We start from the raw sequence: 23,927 nt of genomic DNA on the forward strand, positions 1-23,927 counted from the left end.
GGTCGGCACCGTTTTCTGGTAGGTGCCGACCTTGGTCGGCCCCCAATCTCGGTAGGTGCCGACCTTGGTCGGCACGCTGTTAGAAGCTGTATTTCGTGGTGAACTGCACGCGGTTGATATCGCCCTTGCGCCCGTCTTCGATCTCGCGCACGCCGTACATGTACTCGGCACCGATATCGACCTTGGGCATCGGCGTGTAGAAGATGTTGCCGCGGATGCTCTGCACGCTCTTGGTCACCAGCGGGCCCAGGCTGCCATCGTTGTCGTAGTCACTGCGCGCGTAGATCAGGTTGGTGCGCAGCTTCGGGGTGAACGCATGCCGCCAGCCCACGTAGCCGGCAAGCACGCCGGTCGGGTTCAGTTCGTCACGTGCCACGTCGTAAGCGGTATCGGCGGTCACACCCAGACCGATGTAACGGGCAATGCCTTCACCACCGGTCAGCTGGTAATGCAGCGAATCGTTGCCGCCCATCACCCACTTGCCGCCCACGGTCAGGCCGCCGCCCACCTTGTCTGCCTTGGCCCCGGTGGCCTGGTTGTCGACCTTCAACTGGCGCACGATGCCACCCACGCCGAAGGTGCCCCAGTCGCCCTTCCAGCCATAGCGCAGGGTCAGATCGGGCAGGCTGCCGCGGTCGGAGTTGGCGCTGGCGTTGGTCCAGGCCCCGGTCACCGGGTTGCGGGTGCCGGTCAGGGTGGTGGTTTCCGGGTTTTCCAGCGCCACGCTGAAGCCGCCGTTGGTGTAACGCACCTGCGCCTGCCTCACGAAGATCACACCGTCGGTGGGACCGACGAAATCGACCGCTTCAGGCAGCGCTGCGGCGTCCATGAAGTTGGACCAGGTCTGGCCGGCCAGCCAGTTGTTCCAGTACATGTACGCATGGCGCAGGGTCACGCCGTAGGTGTTGGTGGCGGTCTGGTTGCCCAGCGAGTTGCCGAAGAAATCCATCTCGAACAGCGCGCCGGACTTGTTGCCCGATTCGCTGACGTTGTCGATGCCGATGTTGAAGCGCGAGAACTTGGCGTGGGCGTTGTAGTCCACGTCCGAGCGCTTGCCGCTGCCGCCGGCGCCGGCCACCGGGGTCTGGCCCGGCAGGTACAGCGCGCGGCCGGTGGCATCGTCGGCCAACTGGCCATCGCCGGTCTGGGTGGCCAGGAAGTCGGCCTTGATGAAGCCGCCGATCTTGACCGTGGTGCCCGGCGCCGCGCCGGGGGTGATGGTGGTGACCTGGATCGGCTGCTTGCCCGCCGGCACGGCCGGCTTCTGCTCGGCCTGCACGGTGCGGACTTCGGTGACCGCCTGCTGGGTCTGCACGATCTGGGTCTGTTGCTGCTGCTGCGACGACAGCAGCGCCTGGACCTGGCGTTCCAGCTCGGCAACGCGCGCTTCCAGTGCCTTCTCTTTGGCGGTTTCTGCAAACGCCATGCCCGGTGCGACCAGGGCAACCAGCAAGCAGGCCGCCAAAGGTTTGCGCACGGCTTTCAACGTACGGTGGCTCATGTTGCCCTCTCTCCCAAGTGGCAAGGTGATGCCGCGCGTGGGGCACGGTCGAGCCGAGACTGCGGGCGGTTTATGTATAGCGGTATTCGCCATTGGTCGAAGCCGGGCTGCTACGGGCCGGTCTTTCGACCAAGGTCTAAGCGCGGCGATAACGCGGGCGGGGGTGGATGGGGCAAACTGAGGGGGAACGGCCGCTGCGATGCTGCGGACGCACATGAAAAGTCAACGTGCAAGTGAGGGTGCCATGGCTGATATCTACCCCGTCGATCCGCAGTTCGCCGCCAAGGCACGCATCGACAAGAAGTCCTACGAACAGCAGTACCAGGCGTCGGTGTCCGATCCGGATGCCTTCTGGGGGAAGGCCGCGCAGCGGCTGGACTGGATGCGTGCGCCGACCAAGATCCGCAACGTCAGCTACGACCTGGCGGATTTCCACATCAAGTGGTTCGAAGATGGCGAGCTCAACGCCAGCGTGAACTGCCTGGATCGCCAGCTCGAAACGCGCGGCGACAAGACCGCGTTGCTGTTCGAGCCGGACAGCCCGGATGCACCGGCCCAGCACGTGACCTATCGCGAGCTGTACGAGCGCACCTGCCGCCTGGGCAATGCGCTGCGCAACCTGGGCGTCAAGAAGGGTGACCGGGTCACCATCTACCTGCCGATGATCGTCGATGCTGCGGTGGCCATGCTGGCGTGCGCGCGCATCGGTGCGATCCACTCGGTGGTGTTCGGTGGCTTCGCCCCGAACTCGATTGCCGACCGGGTGAGCGATTGCCAGAGCAAGCTGATCATCACCGCCGACGAAGGCCTGCGCGGCGGCCGCAAGGTACCGCTGAAGGCCAACGTGGATGCCGCGCTGAAGCTGCCGGGCACCAACACGGTGGAAACCGTGCTGGTGGTGCGCCACACCGGCGGTGCGGTGGACATGCAGGCCCCGCGCGACCGCTGGTTCCATGACGTGGTGGACAGCCAGCCGTCCACCTGCGAACCCGAGCGCATGAACGCGGAAGACCCGCTGTTCATCCTCTATACCTCCGGTTCCACCGGCAAGCCGAAGGGCGTGCTGCACACCACCGGCGGCTACCTGCTGTACGCGGCCTACACCCATGAAGCGGTGTTCGACCTGCGCGAGGACGACATCTACTGGTGCACCGCCGACGTCGGCTGGGTCACCGGCCACAGCTACATCGTGTACGGCCCGCTGGCCAACGGCGCGACCTCGCTGATGTTCGAAGGCGTACCGAACTACCCGGATACCTCGCGCTTCTGGAACGTGATCGACAAGCACAAGGTGTCGATCTTCTACACCGCCCCCACCGCCATCCGTGCGCTGATGCGCGAGGGCGAGGAGCCGGTGAAGAAGACCTCGCGCGCCTCGCTGCGCCTGCTTGGCAGTGTTGGCGAACCGATCAATCCGGAAGCCTGGCGCTGGTACTACGAGGTGGTGGGTGACAGCCGTTGCCCGATCGTCGATACCTGGTGGCAGACCGAAACCGGCGGCATCCTGATTTCGCCGCTGGCCGGCGCGATGGATCTGAAGCCGGGTTCGGCCACCCTGCCCTTCTTCGGCGTACAGCCGGCGCTGGTCAATGCCGATGGCGAGATCCAGGACGGCCCGACCGAGGGCAACCTGATCATCCGTGATTCCTGGCCGGGCCAGATGCGCACGGTGTATGGCGACCACCAGCGCTTCATCGATACGTATTTCCGCACCTATCCGGGCAGCTATTTCACCGGCGACGGCTGCCGCCGCGACGAGGACGGCTACTACTGGATCACCGGCCGCGTGGACGATGTGATCAACGTGTCCGGCCATCGCATCGGCACCGCCGAAGTGGAAAGCGCGCTGGTCTCGCACCCGAAGGTGGCCGAGGCGGCCGTGGTCGGCTTCCCGCACGACGTGAAGGGCCAGGGTATCTATGCCTATGTGACCCTGGTGGCCGAAGAGGCCCCCAGCGACGAGCTGCAGAAAGAGCTGGTCGCCTGGGTGCGCAAGGAAATCGGCCCCATCGCTACGCCGGACCACCTGCAGTGGGCGCCGGGCCTGCCGAAGACGCGCTCGGGCAAGATCATGCGCCGTATCCTGCGCAAGATCGCCGAGAATGCACCTGACCAGCTTGGCGACACCTCGACCCTGGCCGATCCGTCGGTCGTGGCCTCGCTGGTGGACGAGCGCAAGGTGCGCTGATGCATCACCCGGGGTCGGATCCCTTTCCGCAAGGAAAGGGCTCTGACCCCAGCAGATTCCGGCCTCCACGGGGTCAGAGCCCGTCCCTGACGGAACGGGATCTGACCCCGAACAGTTTCCCCCACGGTTCCCCCCGACCATGACCACCCTTCTGATTGCCGATGACCACCCCCTGTTCCGCGAAGCCCTGCGCGGGGCGGTGCAGCGGGTCATCCCCGGCGTGCAGTTGTTCGAGGCCGACAGCGTGGAAGCGCTGTACGCGCTGGCCGACCAGCACAACGATGCCGACCTGGTCCTGATGGACCTGAACATGCCCGGTGCGCAGGGCTTCAATGCGCTCGTACACATGCGGTCGCTGCACCCGCACCTGCCGGTGGTGGTGGTCTCTGCGCGCGAAGAAGCCACGGTAATGCGCCGAGCGCTGGACCACGGCGCGCTGGGCTTCATTCCCAAGTCGGCCGACTCGGACACCATCGGCCATGCGCTGGGCACCATCCTGGATGGCGAAACCTGGGCGCCGCCGGAAGCGCACAACGTGCCGCCCACTGGCAGCGAGGAACGCGAAGTCGGCCAGCGCCTGCGCGAGCTGACCCCGCAGCAGTTCCGCGTGCTGCAGATGCTCGGCGCCGGTCGCTTGAACAAGCAGATCGCCTACGACCTCAATGTTTCCGAAGCGACCATCAAGGCGCACGTGACCGCGATCCTGCGCAAGCTGGGGGTGACCAACCGCACCCAGGCCGTGCTGATGGCCGGCAAGCTGGCCATCGACGACGACGCCATCGTGCTGCCGCCGGAAGAAGACTGACCCTCGCCGGGCATGGCCCGGCGCTACCTTGACCACCTTGGTGGGTGCCAAGCTTGCTTGGCACGCTTCTGCTTCGCCTCGATATAGCCTTCGCTATACAAACCAGCCCTGCCTGCGCGTTTGCCTGGAAATGCGCCACGCGCGGATCGCGGTGCTAAGCTTCGCGTCCCCTTGGGGAGTAGCCGGATTCCTTCGCAGGAATCGTCCACGTCAACATACTCGGCCAGTGCGCCGTGGCGTGGACAACCATGATGGTTGGCGAGACCAGCGGCCCGCGTGCGCAATCTCAGGTTGGGCGCGAACGCGAGCCGTGCGTCCGTCCTTGCCCGACCTTCAGTTGCCGCCCATGTCTCCTGTTTCGATCCTCCTGATCGGCTTTGCCATGTCCACCGATGCCTTCGCTGCGGCGATCGGCAAGGGTGCGGCCATGCGCAAGCCGGTGTTCCGCGATGCACTACGCGCCGGCATCATCTTCGGTGTCATCGAGGCGATCACGCCCATCATCGGCTGGCTGCTCGGCCGCGCCGCCCTGCAGTACGTGGAAGCCTTCGACCACTGGATCGCGTTCGGCCTGCTGGCCGCACTCGGCATCCATATGATCTACAACGGCGTGCGCCCGGACAGCGGTGAAGAAGAGGAAGACCCCTCGCAGCATCACGGTTTCTGGAAGCTGGCACTGACCGGTTTCGCCACCAGCATCGACGCGATGGCCGTGGGCATCGGCCTGGCCTTCATGGACGTGCATATCGGCGTGATGGCGGCCGTGATCGGCCTGTGCACGCTGACCATGGTCACCGCCGGCATCATGCTCGGCCGTGTGCTGGGCAGCATGGTCGGCAAGCGCGCCGAGATCATCGGGGGCGTAATCCTGATCATCATCGGTTCGACGATCCTGTACGAGCACCTGCACGGCGCCGCGTAACGCGTTGGTTACCGTGGTCGCCGGGCATGCAATCCCGCATCGTGCCAACCAAGGTTGGCACCTACCGGATCCACGCATGGCGTGGATCTACGGTGACGTTCCTGCGTCGCGCAGCGCGCCCAGGAAGGCGCGCAGCGAGGCGGGCTTGATCGGCTTGGTCAGCACGCGGTAGCCGCGTTCGCGCGCCATCCGCTTCAATTCGTCACGACCATCGGCGGTCAGCAATGCGCCCGGCAGCGGGTAGCCCGCGGCCTCGCGCAGCGCCACCAGCGCATCCAGGCCATCCATGCGGTCATGCAGGTGGTAATCCACCAGCATCACCTGCGGTCGCTCGGCAATCCGTTCCAGAGCCTGGTCCACGGTGGAGGCGGTGATCACCTGCACCTGCCAGCGACCCAGCAGCGCGCGCATGCCGTCCAGGATCTCCTCATCGTTGTCCACGCACAGCACGCGCAGGCCGGCCAGCGAATCGCTGCGCACCGCCGGTGCGGCTGCAGCCACGACAGCGGCCGGCTCGGTGTAGCCCGGCAACGGTGCCACCCGCGGCAGGATGATCGAGAACATCGAGCCACTGCCGACCCGGCTGCGGGCGTTCAAACGGTGGTCCAGCAGGCGCGAGATGCGCTGGCAGATCGACAGGCCCAGGCCTAGACCCTGCTCACCCCAGTCGAAGGGCTGCTGGTAGCGATGGAATTCATCGAAGATCTGCCGCATGTGGTGCTCGGGAATACCTGGCCCGGTATCCCACACCTGCAGTTCCACTTCGTCGCCGCGCTGGCGCACGGCCAGCACGATGCGGCCCTGGCGGGTGTAGCGCAGCGCATTGGCCAGGAAGTTCTGCAGCACGCGCCGCAGCAGGCGACGGTCGCTGCGCACCCAGGTGGTGCGCGCGAACAGGTCCAGGCGCAGGCCACGGCCCGCAGCCACCGGGGTGTACTGCGCGGCCAGCTCGCGCATCAGCGCGCTCACGTCGAACTCGCCGATGACCGGGTGCAGGCCACCGGCATCCAGCCGCGACACGTCCAGCAGGCCATCCAGCAGTTCTTCGGCCGCGCGCAGCGACGCATCCACGCGTTCGGCCAGGTGCTTCTGCTCATCGCTCACGTGGTCGCTGTCACGCAGCGCCGAGGCGAACAGGCGCGCCGCGTTCAGCGGCTGCAGCACGTCATGGCTGATCGCCGCCAGGAAGCGGGTCTTCGACTGCTGCGCCACCTCGGCTTCATGCGAGCGCTCGGCCACGCGCTGTTCCAGCGTTTCGTTGGCTTCCAGCAGCGCCTTTTCCGCGTGCTTGTAATCGGTGATGTCGTTGTAGCTGGTCACGTAACCGCCGCCGGGCAGCGCCTGGCCACGCATCTCGATCACCTTGCCATCGCTGCGGGTGCGCTCGAACACGTGCGGCGAACCGGCGCGCATGTAGCCGATGCGGCGGTTGATCTGCACTTCGATATCGCCTTCGCCCAGCTCGCCGCGTTCGGCGTTGTAGCGGATCAGGTCGGCGACCGGCCGGCCGACGTAGAGCATGCCGTCGGGATAGCCGAACATGTCCTGGTAACGGCGGTTCCAGGCGGTCAGGCGCATGTCCGGGTCGACCACGCTGACGCCGGCGCTGATGTTTTCCAGCGTGGTGGACAGGATCTCGCGGTTGAAGCGCAGCTCCTGCCCGGCTTCATCCAGCACCGCCACCACTTCGCCCAGGTCCATGCCCGAACCACGCAGCAGGCTGGTCAGCAGCAGGCGTGCGGAGGCGGCACCGATGGATGCAGCCAGCAGACGTTCGGTGAACTGCACCCACGGCCGGTCGGCCGGTGCCGAGGACTGCAGTTCGCGACCCAGCGACTGCGCCTGTTCGAAGAACGAGCGCTGCGCATGGCGCTCGCCCACCACCCGCGCGGCCAGCGCCAGCAGGTCGCCCACGTGCACGTGGCCGGGCCAGCCACCGGCGACCGACGGCCGTTCCGCGTAGGGGTCCAGGAAGGGGGCCGCACGCAGGCGCTCGTCCACGCCGGGGCGCCAGCGCGCGGACACCAGCATCATCGTCGCCGCGTTCACCAGCAGCGACCAGAACGTGCCGTGGGTGAGCGGGTCCCAGCCGGTCATGCCGAACAACTGCTGCGGGCGCAGCCAGTCGATACCGAACGGGCCGTGCTGCACCCACGCCGCATCCACCCAGCCGGCCAAGGTCATCGCCGGCAGCAGCAGGGTGTACAGCCAGGTGGCAAAGCCCAGCAGCATGCCGGCTTCCACGCCACGGCGGCTGGCGCCACGCCAGTACAGACCGCCAATCAACCCCGGCGCGAACTGCGCCACCGCTGCGAACGCCATCAGGCCGTAGGACGCCAGGGTGCTGTCGTTGCTGCTGCTGCGGTAGTAGCTGTACGCCATCAACGCCAGCAGCAGGATCGCCAAACGGCGGATCCACAGCACGCGCGAGGCCACGTCGGCCGCTTCCTGGTGGTCGCCACTGCGGCGCAGCAGCACCGGCATCACCAGGTCGTTGCTGACCATGGTGGCCAGCGCGATGGACGAGACGATGACCATGCCGGTGGCCGCCGAGAAACCGCCGACGTAGGCGATCAGGGCCAGCGCATTGCGCCCTTCGGCCAGCGGCAGGGCCAGCACCATGGCATCGTCGGCCACGCTGCCGCCGGTGCCGAACAGGCTGACGCCGGCGGTAGCGATCGGCAGCACCATGGCCGAGATCAGCACCAGGTAGCCGCCGAACATCCAGCGCGCACGGCGCACGTCGCGCACGTCGCCGCACTCCACCACCGCTACATGGAACTGGCGCGGCAGGCAGATGATGGCCAGGAAACTGAGCAGGGTCTGCGAAATGAAGCCCACCGGCGGCAACCCGGTGAACAGCGTATGCACCGAAGCGACCACCGCCTCGCTGCGATCACTCAGCCACAGGTAGGCGAACACGCCCACCGCCAGCATCGCGCACAGCTTGATGACCGATTCAAAGGCAATGGCCAGCATCATGCCGTGATGGTGCTCGGTGGCATCGACCTGGCGGGTACCGAACAGGGTGGCGAACAGGGCCATCAACAGCGCCACGTACAGCGCCGGGTCGGTGAAGAAGCCGGTGGGCCCGCTGTTGCCGGTCAGCACCTGCAGGCTCATGGCCACGGCCTTGTACTGCAGGGCCAGGTACGGAACGATGCCGATCAGGGCGATGATCGCCACCAGCGCGGCCAGCCGCCGCGAGCGGCCGAAGCGCGAGGAGATGAAATCGGCGATGGACACCACGTTCTGGCTGCGTGCGATCAGCGCCAGCCGCTCGATGATGCGCCAGCCGAACAGCAGCAGCAGCAACGGGCCGATGTAGATCGGCAGGTAGCCCACGCCGTTGCGCACGGCGGTGCCCACGGCACCGTAGAAGGTCCACGACGAACAGTAGACGGCCAGCGCCAGGCTGTAGACCACCGGCCGCAGCCACGGGCGGTCGGGATACATGGGCCGTCGGTCACCCCACCACGCCACGCCGAACAGCAGCGCGGCATAGGCAACCGAGACCAGCAGCAGGATCCAGCTGGAGACCACGCGTGCGTTTCCGTCAGAGGAACCCGCAGTGTAGGCCAGGCGTGGCCAGGTGTACGGGCTCGTTGGGGGCAACCACCCCCACCAAGGTGGGGGCCTACGCGGTGCGGGCCGCGACCGTTGGTCGTGGCCGGCTTCTTACTGGGCCGGCACGCCCATTTCCTTCAGCAGCTCCGGCGCCGGGTAGACCTTGGCCAGCAGCCAGCGCAGGTAGCGCATGTCCACGTGCACCGCACGCTTGTAGCGCGGGTCGAACCACCAGCTGGCGCTGACCGATTCCCAGTTGCTGTCGAAGTTCAGGCCGATCAGTTCACCCTTGGCGTTGAGCACCGGCGAGCCGGAATTGCCACCGGTGGTGTCCAGGTTGGTCAGGAAGTTGACCGTCTGGGTCTGCAGCGCCGGGTCGGCGGTGCTGCCGAAATCGCCCTTGGCGATGGCCGCCAGCAGCGGCTTGGGCGCGTCGAACGGATAGGCGTTGGTGTTCTTTTCGACGATGCCGGCCACGGTGGTCACCGGCGAATAGGTCACGCCATCACGCGGGTGCAGCGCCTCGACCTTACCGTAGCTGATGCGCAGGGTGCGGTTGGCATCGGGGTAGACGGCGCGGCCCTGCTTGGCACGCCAGGCGAACAGCGCCTGCATGTAGGCCGGGCGCAGGCGCAGCTGTTCGCCCTCGCGGGTCTTGCTTTCGTTCTCGATGCGCAGCTGCGCGGCCACCAGCGGTCCGGCCACGGCAATCAGCGGGTCGGCGGCAAGGGCTTTGCCTTCGCGGGCGGCGGCGAAGCGGCTCAGGCGCTGTGCCTCGTCACCCAGCTGGGTGCTGGCATACAGGGTATCCAGGGCCTTGGCCAGCTGTTCGGGGGTGCGCCCGAAGGCGGCATCGAACTCGGCCACGCGCTGCGCGTCCGGCAGCTGCTGGTAGCGGGTCAGCAGGCTGCCCAGCAGGGCCTTTTCGACCTCCGGCGCATAGCGGCGCTGCACCTGCTTGAGCACGCCTTCGATCATCGCCTGGTCGCGCTGCTGGAAGCCGGTCTCGCGCTGCGCGTCCGGCTTGGCCGATTCGATGCGCAGGCGTTCCAGCAGCAGTGCCGAACGCAGCAGCTGGGTCTGCAGGGCCATCTGGTCCAGCAGCAGGTCGCGCTCGCCCACCGCCGCACCCTGCGACAGGTTGGTCAGCAGCGCCTTGATATCGCCCTGGTAGCGGCGGTCGGTGGCGGCCAGCATGGCCGACTCGTCGGCGGCGCGCTGGGCCTTGGCGTCGCTGCGCAGCAGGCCTTCCAGCTCGCCGGCGGCGCGCTTGCGGTTGTTCTTCAGCGACTGCAGCTGCGAGGCGTAGCGGGTACGCGCCTGCGCATCCTTGGCCGTGGCCGCTTCGATCGTGTCGATCATCTGCTGGAACACCGATACCCGGCGCGGCAGCACGGTGTCGATCTGGCCAGCGAATTCGGCCGCCGTGCGGTGGCGGTAGGTGATGCCCGGGTAGCCGGCCAGCATCGCGTAGTCGCCTTCCTTCGGGCCTTCCAGCGACATCTGCAGGTGTGCCGGCGCCTGGTAGGGCACGTTGTCCTTGCTGTACGGGGCCGGCTTGCCGTCCTTGCCCACGTAGGCACGCAGCAGGGTGAAATCGCCGGTGTGGCGCGGCCACATGAAGTTGTCGATCTCATCGCCGTAGTTGCCGATCGCGCGCGGCGGTGCGTACACCAGGCGCACGTCGCTCAGTTCCAGCTGGGCAATGCGGTAGAAATCGGTGCCGTAGTACATGTTGGCCACCGAGCAGCGCACGTTGCCGGTCTTCTCGCACTCGGCCACGATCTGCTTGCTGGCCGCGTCCACCGCGTCGTAGTACGCGCGGCCGGTCTTGCCACGGGCCTGGGCCAGCACCTGGTCGGTCACCTTGTCGAAGCCGACGGTCACCAGCACGCGGAAATCCGGGTTGGCCGGGCGCTCATCGGCACGGCCCTGGGCGATGAAGCCGTTGTCGATCAGGTTGTGCTCGGGCGAGCTGTTGTACTGGATCACGCCCATCGCCACGTGGTGGTTGGTCAGCAGCAGGCCATCGGCCGACACGAACGAACCGGTGCCACCGCCGGCGCGCACCACGGCGCTCAGCGGCGGCGCGGTCACGTTGGCCAGGTCGGCCGGATCGCCCTTGAAACCGGCCGCCTGCAGCGGCTTGGCCAGGTCGGGCAGCTGGGTCGGCATCCACATGCCTTCATCGGCGTGGGCACCGGCGGCCAGGGTCAGGCCCAGGGCCAGGGCGGCAGGAAGGGTTTTGCGGGCAGACATCGGCACTCCGGCAATACAGAACAGCCGGGGACCATAGCCGCTGGGGCAGGCCGGGGCAACGGCCGATGGTTGGGTGGCGGCGTTGCACCCGGGGTCAGAGCCCTTTCGTTGAAAGGGATCTGACCCCGGCATGGCGTGGCTCTACTTCTCGCGGCGCCAGTTCAGCGAGCCGCGGTTTTCCACCGTGCTCGATTCCACTTCCACGTCGAAGCCGCGGCTGAGCAGGTATTTCAGCGTCAGCACCGAACCGCTGCCGACCATCGATACGCCGTAGCCCACGTACAGCTTGGGCGAAATGTACTTGCCAAAACCAATTACCGAACCGCCCAGCGCGCGTGACTGGCTGACCCCGGCATCATCCAGGCCCAGCTTGGCGCCCAGCTGCGAGGCCAGCAGGCCGCTGCCGGCCGACAGCGCGGCCGAGGCGGCGGTGACCTGCTGGGTCTGGTCGCTGCTGGCATTGGTCAGGCTGCGGCCCAGCACCAGATAGGCCAGGGCTTCGGACTGCGACATGGCCGGATCGGACCAGACATCGGCACGGGGTTGCTGGGCGCGCCCGGTCACATCGATGCCCGCGGTGACATCGCCAATGCGGCGCTCGGCGCGGATGTTGATGCGCGGGTCGGACACCGCGTTGTAGTTCCAGTTGAGGTTGCCGCGGGTGATGGTCAGGTCCTGGCCATAGGCCTTGTAGCGGCCACTGACTTCCAGGCCGCCATTGGCGGTCATCTCGCGGCCTGGTCGCGCCCACACCTGCATCTTGCCGGTCAGCGCGCCCTTCAGGCCGAACCCGGTCATCTTCACCTTGTCGCCCAGGCTGACCGTCAGGTCCATGTCCAGCGGCGAGGTGCGCGATTCCTCCGGGTCGGCCGGGTCCAGCACCACCACGTCTTCGGACACCGACGTGCCGCGGTCCAGGCGTTCCAGGTCGATGTCGGCCTCGGGCACGTGCACGGTGCCGCGCAGTTCCATCGCCGCCTTGGCCAGGGTGAAATCGAGGTTCGGGTTGGCAATGATGCGCAGTTCGCTGGTGTTGGACACCAGGACGTTTTCGCCATGGATCTTCAGCTGCAGCGGCTGCGCATCGCCGAACCAGGACAGACCGCCGTCCACGTACAGGGTGCCCTGCCCCGAATTGGCCTGCGCGGTGATCTTGGCCGAGCCATCGGGCTGGGCGACGAAGCTGCCCTTGCCCTGGTCGAGGGTCAGGCCCAGCGCCGGGAATTCACCCTTGAAGTTGCTCAGCTGCGCGTCACCGCCCAGCGATGGCTGGCCACGCGTGCCGCGCAGGCTCACGTGGCCTTCGATCAGGCCGGTGGGGCGCACGATGTCCGGCGAGAAAAGCTCCAGCCAGTACAGCCGCGACATGTTCATGTACAGCTCGCCGTTCAACGGCGCGCTGGCTTCCCAGCCGGTCTGGAATTTCGCATCGACGAAGCCGTTGCCCTGGAAGCCCAGGCCCAGGTAGCCCTTGATGCTGGCCGGGGTCATGTCCAGCTTCACCGAGAACTGGTCGTAGCGTGCCAGTTCACCGCGGTTGGCATTGGCGCCGGTGCCGGTGTTGCGGTTCTCGCCCAGGCGCACGCCGCCTTCCGGCGAACGCACTTCCACGTGGCCCTCCCAGGCATTGCCGCGCGGGCGGATCTGCGCATCCAGGGTCAGTTCGCCACGCAGGTAGATGCGGCGCCCCGACTGCGGCGGCAGCCACGGCTGCACCAGCGACAGCGGCAAGGCATCACCCCGCACCACCAGCCCTTCGCGCGGCCAGTTGGCCTGCGCGCACAGGGCGCCGCCGGTGGCCGCGGCCAGGCAGGTGTCGGCCAGGGTGTAGGTGCCGCCGTCCACCGCGAAGGCGGCCGGTGCACGCAACGCCCAGGCGTCGCCCTTCACCGGCGCAATGCGAAGGGTGGACAGTTCACCGCGCCATTGCTCGCCCTGCTGGCGCACGCTGCCCTGCAGGTCGATCGCGCCCAGTTCGTTGTGGGTCTGCGCGCTCAGGCGCAGGTTGGACACGCTGCCCTGCGCGTCGATGGCCAGGCGTTCCAGCAGCATGCCGGCGTTGACCTGCTGGCCCTGGATCGACAGGCGGCCGGCGTCACCGCGCCACGGCAGGTTGCCCTGGATGCTCAGGCTCTGCGCGCCGTAGCCATCCCAGTTGATGTTGTTGCCCACCAGATCGGCACGGATGTCCGGCGCGTCGCGCGGGCCGGTCACCTGCACCTGGCCGCGCAGGCCGCCATCGGCGCCGGGCAGCAGATCGCTCAACTGCAGCGGCTCGAAGCGCGCATCGATATCCAGGCGGTCGCCCACCTTGCCCTTGGCGGTGACCCGGCTGCTGCCGATCGCCAGCGCCAGTTCACCCTGGCCCTGCGCGCCCTGCAGCGCGAACTTGCCCTTGGCATCGACGTTGCGCTGGCGCAGGGTGCCCTTCAGTGCTGGCAGATCGACGGTCGCTTCCAGAGTGGGCGCCGTACCTGCGGCGGCGCTGGCCGGCGGCGGCACCTGGCGGCCCTTCGAGGCAAGGTTGCCCGAAAGCCGACCATCCCAACCCGGCAGGAAGTAGCCCGGATCGAAATCCTTAAGGCTGGCCTTGGCATCCCAGTCCAGCTGCGGTGCCCAGGCCACCTGGCCTTCCACCTGCAACTGGCCACCGGGGGTCTGCGCCACCAGTTCGCGGATCGAAGCGGACTGGTCGTTGCCGCGTACATCGAAGCGCAGGTCGGCACGCTTCTGCTCGCGCTCGATCTGCGCACGGCCAATGGCCGCCCACGCCTTCAGCGTACCGGCCAGGCCGAAGCGCGCTTCCTGCAGGGTGACCGGCACCGGCGCACTGCCGGCGGTGTTCGGATCGGGCTCGGGCACCCAGGTCAGGTTCCGCGCAATCACCGAGAAATTCAGGGTCTGCTGGTCCGGGTTGCTGAAATCGGCGGTGCCCTGCAGGCGCGCTTCACCGCCCAGGCCCTTCAGCACCAGCGGCGACACCTTCAGCACCTGGTTTTGCAGCGACACCACCGACGGCGCCAGCTCCACTTCCTGCGCCCCCTGCTTCAGCTTCCCGTGCAGGTTGGCCTGGCCGCCCTTGCCGGCGGCGGTGAAATCCAGCGACAGCGGTGCGATGGCCGATGCGGCCAGCGCCGGCGACAGCAGTGCCAGATCCAGCTCATCGCTGCGCACGCTGGCGCTCCACGTCGGATCGGTGCGGCCATCGAACACCAGCATGGCCCGCAACGGCTTGGGCGCGCGGCCGGCCACGCCCACTTCCATGTGCGCCAGGTTGCCGCGTGCAACCAGGCCCAGGGTGGCGGCGGTGCGACCGCGCGGGGCCGGCAGCACGGCGGTCACGGTCACGTCGGTGTCGTAATCCTTGGCCGGAATGTAGCGCCCCTGGGCAGTGAAATCGCCCATGTCGCTGTCCACCAGCAGCTGCCGGGCCTGGAATTCGCCGTTGGCGATCTCGATGCCGCCGCGCACGCGGGCGATGTCGATCAGCGGCTCATTGGCCTGGGTGATGCGGAAGCCGTCGATGGCGATCACATCGGCCTGGATGGCCAGCGGCATTTCGATCTGCGGCAGCGAATCGGGCCACGACGGCATCTCGAACGGCTCATCGCTCTTGGCCAGGTTCAAGGTCGCGTTGGTCAGCTCCAGCCGGTCCAGCAGCAGCTTGCGGCCCAGCAGAGGGCGCAGGTCCGGTTCCAGGTGCGCACGCTCGGCGTGGAAATGGATGTCGTCGTAGCGGAAATCGACGTTGTACAGGGTCAGCGGGCCGGCGACCGGGCCATCCACCTTGTCCCAGGTGAAGCTGGCGCCCACCGGCAGCCGCGCGACCACCTGCGCCAGCAGCACGTCGCGGCCGGCCACGGTCTGCAGCAGCCAGTAGACCGCCAGCAAGGCCAGCAGCACCAGGCCCAGCACGCCCACGCCCGACCAGGCCCAGAAACGGCGACGACGGTAGAAACGCACGCGCGGTGGCGGGCTGCCCGCAGGTGGATTCGGCGTGGGCGCGCTCACAGGTCCGCTCCGATGTTCAGGTACAGCTGGAACTGCGAATCCGGATTGTTCAGGCCGTGCGCGATATCCACGCGCACCGGGCCCACCGGCGATTTCCAGCGCACGCCGAAGCCGACGCCGGTGTGCAGGTCAATGGTGTTGTCGAATGCACTGCCGGTGTCGACAAATACCGCTGCACCCCACGGGCCGCCGTTGAAATAGTGCTCGTACTCGGCCGAGCCGATCACCAGGTTCTTCGCACCCAGCGCGTATTTGTCCGGCGCCGGCGTGCGCGGGCCGACTTCGCGGAACGCATAGCCGCGGATGCTGCGGTCGCCACCGGCGAAGAAGCGCAGGCTGGGCGGCATGGCCACCAGGTCGCTGGTCCAGGTGGTGCCACCTTCGCCGCGCAGGATCAAGCGGTTGCTTTCGCCGATGGGGATGTACCAGCGCAGCAGCAGGTTGGCCTGCACGAAACTGGTGTCCGAGCCGGCCCCCTCCACGCCGCCGCGCAGGGTGGCGCTGCCACTCACGCCGCTGCGCGGGAACAGTTCATCGTCCACGTTCACGTAGTCGGCCACCAGCTGCGGGTAGACCAGCGTGGAGGTGTTGTACACCGCATCGGTGAACTCGGTGCCCGAGGCGTAGCGCCAGCGCTCGCGCAGCGCGTTGATCGAGGCGATGGCCGTCCAGTGTTCGTTGATCTCGCCACTGCGGCTGGCGATCAGCTTGAAGTTGCGCAGATCGATGTAGTCGGTCTGCTCGTCATAGGCGCTGGCGGTCAGTCCATACCAGCCATCCAGCCACTTGAACGCCGGCACACGGTAGGTGCTGACCAGGCTCTTGCGCTTCTGCGCATAGTCCAGCTGGGTGTTCATCTTGTGGCCGCGGCTGTTCAGGAACCGCCGCTCCACGCCGCCGCGCACACCGGCGCCACTTTCACTGCCGTAGCTCAGACCGGCGGTGTAGATGGTGCGCTTGGCGCGGGTCAGCTTCACGTCGATCGGCACTTCGCCGTTGTCGTCGGCCTGGTCCGGCCGCGGCTGGATGTCGATCACGCTGAAGTAGTCCAGCTTGGTCAGCGATTCGCGCAGGCGGTCCAGCTTGCCTTCGTGGAAATAGCTGCCCTGTTCCCAGTACACCAGCGGGTCGAACAGCTTGTCGACGAAGTAATCCTGCTCGAAGCGCACCGGGCCCATGTTGTAGCGGCGGCCGCTGTCCCAGGTCAGGTCGATGTCGGCGGCGTTCTCGGCGCGGGTGATCTGCACCTGGCGCTGGGTGTAGTCGGCATCGAAATAGCCGCGCTCGGCCAGGCGCCGGGTCACGGTGATCTTGCTGGCTTCGTACTGGGTATGTTCGAAGCGCTGGCCCTTGCGCGGCTTGAACGCGGCCAGGTCATCCTGCAGGTACTGGTCGTACGTGGCCGGGCCGGTGATGTCGATGTGCTCGCGGCGCACGGTTACCGGCGGGCCCTTTTCCACGTGGATCACCACCCGCAGGTGTTCGTCCTGGCGTGGCGCCTCCACGGTGATCACCGGGTTGTAGTAACCAAAGGGCTCCAGTGCCTGGCGGGTCTGCCGCTCGGCCTGCGACAGCAGGTATTCCAGGCGCGATTCGCCCTGTTCCTTGCCGATGGTTTCATAGAGCGACAGTGAGACCTCGATGTTCTCGATCATCTCGGCGTCGTCGCCCTTGTCCAATCCCTTGATTTCCACCTTGTCGATGGTGCCGCGCGCGTGGGCGGACGAGGCCACGGCGAAGGACAGGAGCACCAGGGGCAGGGCGTAGTTCTTTGGCTGCATGCGGCACAGCATACCGACCGCGCGTGACGATGCGAAATGCAGCGCGCGAATCGGGATCGGTTGTTAAGTGGCAGTCAAAATGCGCGCCTTTGTGCGCATCATCGGCACGATAACGACAACGCCGGGCATGGCCCGGCGCTACCTGTTCCAGTAGATCCACGCCATGCGTGGATGGGGGGCGGCCCCGGTCAGCTCGACAGATGCTCGATCGCCGCCACCTTGCCCAGGCGCTCGCCCAGCAGGGTCAGCAGCGCCAGGCGGTTGCCACGCAGGGCCGGGTCTTCGGCATTGACCATCACGCCATCGAAGAAGGCATCGACCTGCGGGCGCAGGCGGGCCAGGCGCGCCAGCACGGCCACGTAATCCTTGTGGTGCAGGCTGGCGCTGGTGTCGTCGATGGCCGCGGTCACGGCCTCGGCCAGCGCGCGCTCGGCGTCTTCCTGCAGCAGCGACGCGTCGATCTGGCCCGGGATGTCGCCTTCGGCCTTGCGGAGGATGTTGCGGATGCGCTTGTTGGCCGCGGCCAGCGCCTCGGCTTCCGGCAGCGCGGCAAACGTGCCGATTGCGTCAAGGCGGCGGTCGAAGTCATACAGCGAGGCCGGCTTCAGTTCGGCCACGGCGTTGAAGTGGGTGGCCGGCACGCCCTTGTCGCTGTAATAGCCCTTCAGGCGGTCCAGGATGAAGTCGTACAGCTCACCCACGTCGGCCTGCACGTTGCGCGCGGCCAGGCCGGCGTTGGCGCTGGCCAGCAGCGCGCGCAGGTCCAGCTCGAAGCCGCTTTCGATGATGGTGCGGGCCAGGCCCAGCGCGTTGCGGCGCAGGGCGAACGGGTCCTTGTTGCCGGTCGGCTTCAGGCCTGCGGCGAAACCGCCGGCCAGCGTATCCACGCGCTCGGCAATGGCCAGCACCTTGCCCAGCGGCGACAGCGCGATGTCATCGCCACCGAAGCGCGGCTGGTAGGCCTCGTCGATGGCCAGCGCCACCTCCGGCGATTCGCCACCGGCCACCGCGTAGTGGCGGCCGGCAATGCCCTGCAGTTCCGGGAATTCATTGACCATGCGCGACTGCAGGTCGTTCTTGGCCAGCTGCGCGGCGCGCTTGGCCAGCAGCGCCTCGGCGCCCACCTGCGGCGCAATCACCTCGGCCAGGGCCACCACGCGTGCCACCTTGTCGGCGACGCTGCCCAGCTTGGCCTGGTAGGTCACCGTCTTCAGGCCCTCGCCCATCGCTTCCAGGCCCTGCTTCAGGTCCTCGTCGAAGAAGAACTTGGCATCGGCGAAGCGCGGGCGGATCACGCGCTCGTAGCCCTTGGCCACTTCGGCCACGTCCTTCGATTCGATGTTGGCGATGCCGATGAACTTCTCGGTCAGCTTGCCGCTGTCATCCAGCACCGGGAAGAACTTCTGGTTGATCTCCATGGTCTCGATCAGCGCTTCCTGCGGCACCGCCAGGAACGCGCGCTCGAAGCTGCACAGCACGGCCGACGGCCACTCGACCAGGTTCACCACCTGCTCCAGGTTGTCTTCGGTGATGCGCGCACTGCCGCCGGCAGTGCCCGCAGCGGTCTCGACCTCGGCCACGATGCGCTCGCGGCGCTCGGCCGGGTCGACCAGCACCTTGGCCGCGCGCAGCGATTCCACGTAATCCTGCGGCTGGCTCAGCCACACGGTCTTGTCGTGGTGGAAGCGATGGCCGCGGCTCATGCGGTCGGCCTTCAGGCCGAACAGTTCGGCCTCGACCACATCGGTACCATGCAGCAGCACCAGCCAGTGTGCCGGGCGAGCGAAGCCCCACTCGTGGTCACCCCAGCGCATCGGCTTGGGAATGGGCATGGCCGCAATCGCCTCGCGCAGCACCTCCGGCAGCAGCGCGGCAGTGCGTGCACCCGGGCTAACGGCGCGGTGCACGAAGCGTTCGCCCTTGTTGTCGGTGGTCTTTTCCAGCGCGGTCCAGTCGATACCGGCCTTGGCCGCGAAGCCCTGCAGGGCCTTGGTCGGCTGGCCTTCGGCATCCAGCGCGATGTTCAGGTACGGGCCCAGCACTTCACTGCGCTGTTCCGGCTGTTCCAGGCCCACGCCGGGCAGCAGCACGGCCAGGCGGCGCGGGGTGGACAGCGGGCGTGCATCGCCCAGCTCCAGTTCGACACCGCGCTTGCGCAGGCCATCGACAACGCCATCGAAGAAGGCCTGGGCCAGGCCCGGCAGCGCCTTCACGGGCAGCTCTTCGGTGCCCAGTTCGATCAGCAGGGGGGACAGTTGGCTCATCGTTTCAATCCTGTGGTGGGGGCGCAGCGCGCAACGCGTCCGGCGCCCGGAAGTAGTGGAAAGCGCGGCCCTCAGGCCTTCTTCGCGCCCGGGAAGCCCAGCTTCTCGCGCTGCTCGTAGTAGGCCTTGGCCACCGCCTGGGCCAGCGCGCGCACGCGCAGGATGTAGCGCTGGCGTTCGGTCACGCTGATCGCGCGGCGCGCATCCAGCAGGTTGAAGGTGTGGCTGGCCTTCATCACCTGCTCGTAGGCCGGCAGCGGCAGGTTCACTTCCACCAGCTTCTGCGCCTCGCGCTCGCACGCATCGAAGCGGTGGAACAGTTCTTCCACGTCGGCGTGTTCGAAGTTGTAGGTGCTCTGCTCCACCTCGTTCTGGTGGTAGACGTCGCCGTAGGTCACCGGCTGGCCGTCCGGGCCGTAGGTCCAGACCAGGTCGTAGACGTTGTCGCAGTTCTGCAGGTACATGCACAGGCGCTCGAGACCATAGGTGATCTCGCCCAGCACCGGGCGGCATTCCAGGCCACCGGCCTGCTGGAAGTAGGTGAACTGGGTCACCTCCATGCCGTTGAGCCAGACTTCCCAGCCCAGGCCCCAGGCCCCCAGGGTCGGCGATTCCCAGTTGTCTTCCACGAAGCGCAGGTCGTGCACCAGCGGGTCGATGCCCAGCGCCTTCAGCGAATCCAGGTACAGCTGCTGGATGTTGTCCGGCGCCGGCTTCATCGCCACCTGGTACTGGTAGTAGCGCTGCAGGCGGTTGGGGTTCTCGCCGTAGCGGCCGTCGGTGGGGCGGCGCGAGGGCTGCACGTAGGCCGCGTTCCAGCCTTCCGGGCCGATCGCACGCAGGAAGGTGGCCGGGTGGAACGTACCGGCGCCCACCTCCAGGTCGAGCGGCTGGATGAGCACGCAGCCCTGCTGGGCCCAGAACTGGTTCAGGGTCTGGATCAGGCCCTGGAAGGTGATCGGTACGGTCGGGGTCGCGGACATGCGGACGATTCTTGGCCGGCTGAGGGGTGCGCTAGTATAACGGCCGACCTGCGGGGCATTCCGTACCCGGGAGGAGCAGGCAGATGGATCACCGGCTGCCGGTGGGGAGTTCGGGTGATTCCGCCGCGGTACCGCTGCCGCCAGGGCGGCTGCAGTTCGAGCAGGTGGCCGCCGCCGTGCTGGCCGATGGCCTGGTCGCGCCACAGGACCGCGAGCGCGTGCGCTTTTCCGCACAGGGCGCGCGCAATGCCAGCGAAGTGCATCCGCTGGTGCTGCTGTCCAACCTGAAACTGGCAGCCAGCAGCGGCGGTGAACTGAGTCTGGAACGGCTGACCGAATGGCTGGCCCAGCGTACCGGCTGCCGCTACCTGCGCATCGACCCGACCCGGGTGGACGTGGCCAGCGTGACCGCCGTGGCCTCGCACGCCTATGCGCGCCGCCATCGCTTCCTGCCACTGGCGGTGGACAGCGAGCGGGTGCTGGTGGCCACCAGCGAACCGCTGGCGCAGGAATGGCGCCGCGACCTGCAGCACCTGACCCGGCGCCAGATCGAGCTGGCGGTGGTCAACCCGCTGGACCTGCACCGCTACACCATGGAGTTCTTCGGCGTGACCCGCTCGGTGCGCGGGGCCCGCGGCGACGTGCGCGGTGAAGCCAACGCCACCCTGCCCAGCTTCGAACAGCTGGTGGAGCTGGGCCGCACCGGCGACGTCAACGCCGACGACCAGCACATCGTGCACATCGTCGATTGGCTGCTGCAGTACGCCTACGAACAGCGCGCTTCGGACATCCATCTGGAACCGCGCCGCGAGATGGGGCGCATGCGCTTCCGCATCGACGGCGTGCTGCACAAGGTGTTCGAGGTGCCGCCAGCGGTGATGACCGCCGTGGTCAGCCGCATCAAGGTGCTGGGGCGCATGGACCTGGCCGAGCGCCGGCGCCCGCAGGACGGCCGCATCAAGACCCGCTCGCCGGGCGGGCGCGAAGTCGAAATGCGCCTGTCGACCATGCCCACCGCCTTCGGCGAGAAGTGCGTGATGCGCATCTTCGACCCCGATGCGGCCTTCAAGAGCATCGACCAGCTCGGCTTCAGCCCGCAGGAAGCGGCCGGCTGGAACGCGCTGGTGGAGCGCCCGCACGGCATCGTGCTGGTCACCGGGCCGACCGGTTCGGGCAAGACCACCACCCTGTATTCCACCCTGAAGCGGCTGGCCACGCCTGACGTGAACGTGTGCACGGTGGAAGACCCGATCGAGATGATCGCCGCCGAGTTCAACCAGATGCAGGTGCAGACCAACATCGACCTGGATTTCGCCGCGGGCGTGCGCACCCTGCTGCGGCAGGACCCGGACATCATCATGATCGGCGAGATCCGCGACCTGGAAACCGCGCAGATGGCGGTGCAGGCCTCGCTTACCGGCCATCTGGTGCTGTCCACCCTGCACACCAATGATGCGCCCTCGGCCATCACCCGGCTGCTCGACATCGGCGTGCCGCACTACCTGCTGGCCTCCACCGTGAACGGCATCCTGGCCCAGCGCCTGGTGCGCACGCTGTGCCCGCACTGCAAGCAGCCGCACACGCTGGGACCGGCCGATTGGGCGGTGCTGGCTGATAGCCATGCAGCATATCCAGATGCCGCCACGCCCTGTCGGCCGGTCGGTTGCCTGGAGTGCCGGCGCACCGGTTTCCTCGGCCGCATCGGGCTGTATGAGTTGCTGCCATTGGGTTCGCGGCTGCGCGGGCTGATCCGCGCGGACATGGATCTGGCCGGTTTCAGCCGGGCCGCGCGTGCTGAAGGATTGCGAACCCTGCGCCAGGCCGGGCTTGAAAAGGTGGCGCAGGGGCTGACTACAATCGAGGAAGTCCTGTCAGTCCTGCCGCCCCCGGATGAATCCAGCGCCCTTCCTGATCCTTGAAACCGGCCGCCCGGTGCCGACCCTGCGCCGTTACGGGCGCTTTCCGCACTGGATCCGCGTGGCCGCCGGCCTGGAAGAACAGCAGACTGTCGTGGTCGATGTCGAACACGGCGCCGCCCTGCCCGATGCCCGTGGCTTCGCCGGCGTGCTGGTCAGCGGTTCGGCCGCCTACGTGACCGACCGTGCCGAATGGAGCGAGCGCAGCGCGGCCTGGCTGCGTGCGGCCGCGCATGATGGCGTGCCGGTGTTCGGCATCTGCTACGGCCACCAGCTGCTGGCCCATGCACTGGGCGGGGAAGTGGCCTACAACCCGGCCGGGCGCGAATCGGGCACGATCGAACTGGAGCTGGACCCGGCCGCCGCCGAGGACCCGTTGTTCAGTGGGCTGCCGCGCCATTTCGCCGCCCATGCCACCCACCTGCAGACCGTGCTGCGTGCGCCGGAAGGTGCCGCCGTGCTGGCCCGCTCGCCGCTGGATGGCTGCCATGCCTTCCGCTGGGGCCGGCAGGCCTGGGGCGTGCAGTTCCATCCCGAATTCGCCACCCACCACATGCGTGGCTACGTGCGCGCCCGCGCCGACTGCATCGGCCGCCACGGCGGCTGCGCACGCAGCGTGGAACGGGCGGTCAGCGCGGCACCGCTGGCGCGCCAGCTGCTGCGCCGTTTCGTGCGCCAGGCCCGGCTGTCTTCAGCCCAGCCGGTGGCAAAACAGGGATAATCGGCGGCACGGGCCCCGGCCCGGCCCCCTTACTGTCCTTCCCGGATGTCCATGAAAGAGATTCGCAAGCTGCCGGCTTCGGCGGGCGCCCAGTGGTTGCTGGATACGTTCTCCCTGTACCGGCGTGCGCCGCTGCAGCTGGCCCGGATCGGCCTGACCTGGATGCTGGTCAGCTGGGTGGTCACCCTGCTGTCCACGCTCATTCCTGGCGCGGCGGGGCTGGCGGTGCAGCTGATGACCCTGGCCATCTCGCCCATTATGTTCGGCGGCATGCTGTACGCCGTGGGCGAGATCGACGAAGGCCGCCCGGGCCTGGCCACGCACCTGCTGCAGCCGATCCGCGACCACCGTGTCAGCCACCTGCTGGTGCCGCTGGCGATCCAGGTGCTGGCGGTGCTGCTGCTGGGCGTGCTGCTGTACCTGATGATCGGCCGCGAGGGCTTTGCCGCCTTCAGCGAGGTCATGAAGCGGATGGAAGAGATCGGCCAGAGCGGGCAGCAGATCAGCCCCGATGATGCCGCCGCCCTGGTGGCCAACCTGCCGGCCAAGCGCATCGCGCTGTGGCTGCTGCTGGTGTTCATCACCGCCATCGGCCTGACCCTGGCCATGTTCACCCAGCCGGCGCTGGTGGTGTTCGACAAGCAGAGCGGCATGCACGCGCTGCGCCTGAGCCTGCAGGGCTGCGTGGAAAACCTGGGGGCGATGGTGGTGTTCGCGCTGCTGGGCGTGATCGCGTTGTTCTGCGGCTACATCGCCTTCGTCATCGTCATCCAGCTGGCCATGCTGATCGGCGGCCCGCTGGCTGCCGCGTTCATCGCCCAGCTGGTGCTGACCACCGTGCTGATGCCGCTGTACGTAGGCGCCGTGTACGCGGCCTGGAAGCAGATGTTCGTGCACCGTGGCAGCCGCGCGGTACCGCCGATCCCGGCCACGCCGCCGGCCAACGACGTCTTCCACGCCTGACCTGCACCGCAGTAGATCCACGCCATGCGTGGATGAAGCGGATCAA

13 protein-coding genes and 1 riboswitch are annotated in these 23,927 nt (G+C 67.6%); of the genes, 6 read left to right on the top strand and 7 right to left on the bottom strand.

Translation table 11 applies throughout. The features are described from left to right. Positions 1 to 79: 79 nt before the first annotated feature. Positions 80 to 1,501 (bottom strand): DcaP family trimeric outer membrane transporter, encoded by a 1,422-nt coding sequence (locus C1933_RS19690; RefSeq protein WP_108754623.1) that lies wholly within the window; start codon positions 1,499 to 1,501, stop codon positions 80 to 82. Positions 1,502 to 1,745: 244 nt separating this feature from the next. Between C1933_RS19690 and acs the strand changes: the two genes are divergently transcribed. The 3 genes from acs (at position 1,746) to C1933_RS19705 (ending at position 5,416) form a co-directional block, all read left to right on the top strand. Further along, complete coding sequence (gene acs / locus C1933_RS19695) at positions 1,746 to 3,689, top strand: acetate--CoA ligase (protein WP_108754624.1); 1,944 nt, start codon at positions 1,746 to 1,748, stop codon at positions 3,687 to 3,689. A 139-nt stretch (positions 3,690 to 3,828) separates the two neighbouring features. After that, positions 3,829 to 4,494: a response regulator transcription factor gene (locus C1933_RS19700; protein ID WP_006477308.1), complete on the top strand. Its 666-nt coding sequence runs from the start codon at positions 3,829 to 3,831 to the stop codon at positions 4,492 to 4,494. Positions 4,495 to 4,661: 167 nt separating this feature from the next. Continuing rightward, positions 4,662 to 4,751: riboswitch (yybP-ykoY riboswitch) on the top strand. Positions 4,752 to 4,840: 89 nt separating this feature from the next. Beyond that, on the top strand, positions 4,841 to 5,416 hold the full coding sequence (locus C1933_RS19705) for a manganese efflux pump MntP family protein (RefSeq protein ID WP_108754625.1): 576 nt from the start codon (positions 4,841 to 4,843) through the stop codon (positions 5,414 to 5,416). An 87-nt stretch (positions 5,417 to 5,503) separates the two neighbouring features. On the opposite strand, the gene C1933_RS19710 is transcribed toward C1933_RS19705, so the two are convergent. The 6 genes from C1933_RS19710 to glyQ all read right to left on the bottom strand — a co-directional run bounded on the left by C1933_RS19710 (position 5,504) and on the right by glyQ (position 20,281). Next, a complete protein-coding gene (locus tag C1933_RS19710) occupies positions 5,504 to 8,959 on the bottom strand; it encodes a PAS domain-containing hybrid sensor histidine kinase/response regulator (RefSeq protein ID WP_108754626.1) in 3,456 nt (1,151 codons plus the stop codon). A 135-nt stretch (positions 8,960 to 9,094) separates the two neighbouring features. Beyond that, on the bottom strand, positions 9,095 to 11,242 hold the full coding sequence (locus tag C1933_RS19715; protein WP_108754627.1) for a S46 family peptidase: 2,148 nt from the start codon (positions 11,240 to 11,242) through the stop codon (positions 9,095 to 9,097). Between the two features lie 141 nt (positions 11,243 to 11,383). Beyond that, complete coding sequence (locus C1933_RS19720) at positions 11,384 to 15,253, bottom strand: translocation/assembly module TamB domain-containing protein (protein WP_108754628.1); 3,870 nt, start codon at positions 15,251 to 15,253, stop codon at positions 11,384 to 11,386. Beyond that, the gene (locus tag C1933_RS19725; protein ID WP_108754629.1) at positions 15,250 to 17,046 is read right to left on the bottom strand and encodes an autotransporter assembly complex family protein; all 1,797 of its coding nucleotides are present in this window, start codon (positions 17,044 to 17,046) and stop codon (positions 15,250 to 15,252) included. Before C1933_RS19725 ends, C1933_RS19720 begins: the two co-directional genes overlap by 4 nt. A 176-nt stretch (positions 17,047 to 17,222) precedes the next feature. Next, positions 17,223 to 19,298, bottom strand: a complete 2,076-nt coding sequence (glyS, locus tag C1933_RS19730) for a glycine--tRNA ligase subunit beta (RefSeq protein ID WP_108754630.1) — start codon at positions 19,296 to 19,298, stop codon at positions 17,223 to 17,225. Positions 19,299 to 19,369: 71 nt separating this feature from the next. Beyond that, positions 19,370 to 20,281, bottom strand: coding sequence for a glycine--tRNA ligase subunit alpha (gene glyQ / locus C1933_RS19735; RefSeq protein ID WP_108754631.1), 912 nt, complete (start codon positions 20,279 to 20,281; stop codon positions 19,370 to 19,372). An 83-nt stretch (positions 20,282 to 20,364) separates the two neighbouring features. On the opposite strand from glyQ, the gene C1933_RS19740 reads away from it, so the two are divergent. Genes C1933_RS19740 through C1933_RS19750 form a run of 3 tightly spaced genes read left to right on the top strand, consistent with a single transcriptional unit; the run spans position 20,365 to position 23,881 of the window. Continuing rightward, positions 20,365 to 22,200: a GspE/PulE family protein gene (locus C1933_RS19740; RefSeq protein WP_108754632.1), complete on the top strand. Its 1,836-nt coding sequence runs from the start codon at positions 20,365 to 20,367 to the stop codon at positions 22,198 to 22,200. After that, on the top strand, positions 22,172 to 22,918 hold the full coding sequence (locus C1933_RS19745; RefSeq protein WP_108754633.1) for a glutamine amidotransferase: 747 nt from the start codon (positions 22,172 to 22,174) through the stop codon (positions 22,916 to 22,918). The genes C1933_RS19740 and C1933_RS19745 overlap by 29 nt, the downstream gene beginning before the upstream one ends. A 51-nt stretch (positions 22,919 to 22,969) precedes the next feature. Further along, positions 22,970 to 23,881, top strand: coding sequence for a BPSS1780 family membrane protein (locus tag C1933_RS19750; protein ID WP_108754902.1), 912 nt, complete (start codon positions 22,970 to 22,972; stop codon positions 23,879 to 23,881). The last annotated feature ends 46 nt before the right edge of the window (positions 23,882 to 23,927 follow it).

The organism is Stenotrophomonas sp. ZAC14D2_NAIMI4_6 (assembly GCF_003086875.1).
Taxonomy (GTDB): domain Bacteria; phylum Pseudomonadota; class Gammaproteobacteria; order Xanthomonadales; family Xanthomonadaceae; genus Stenotrophomonas.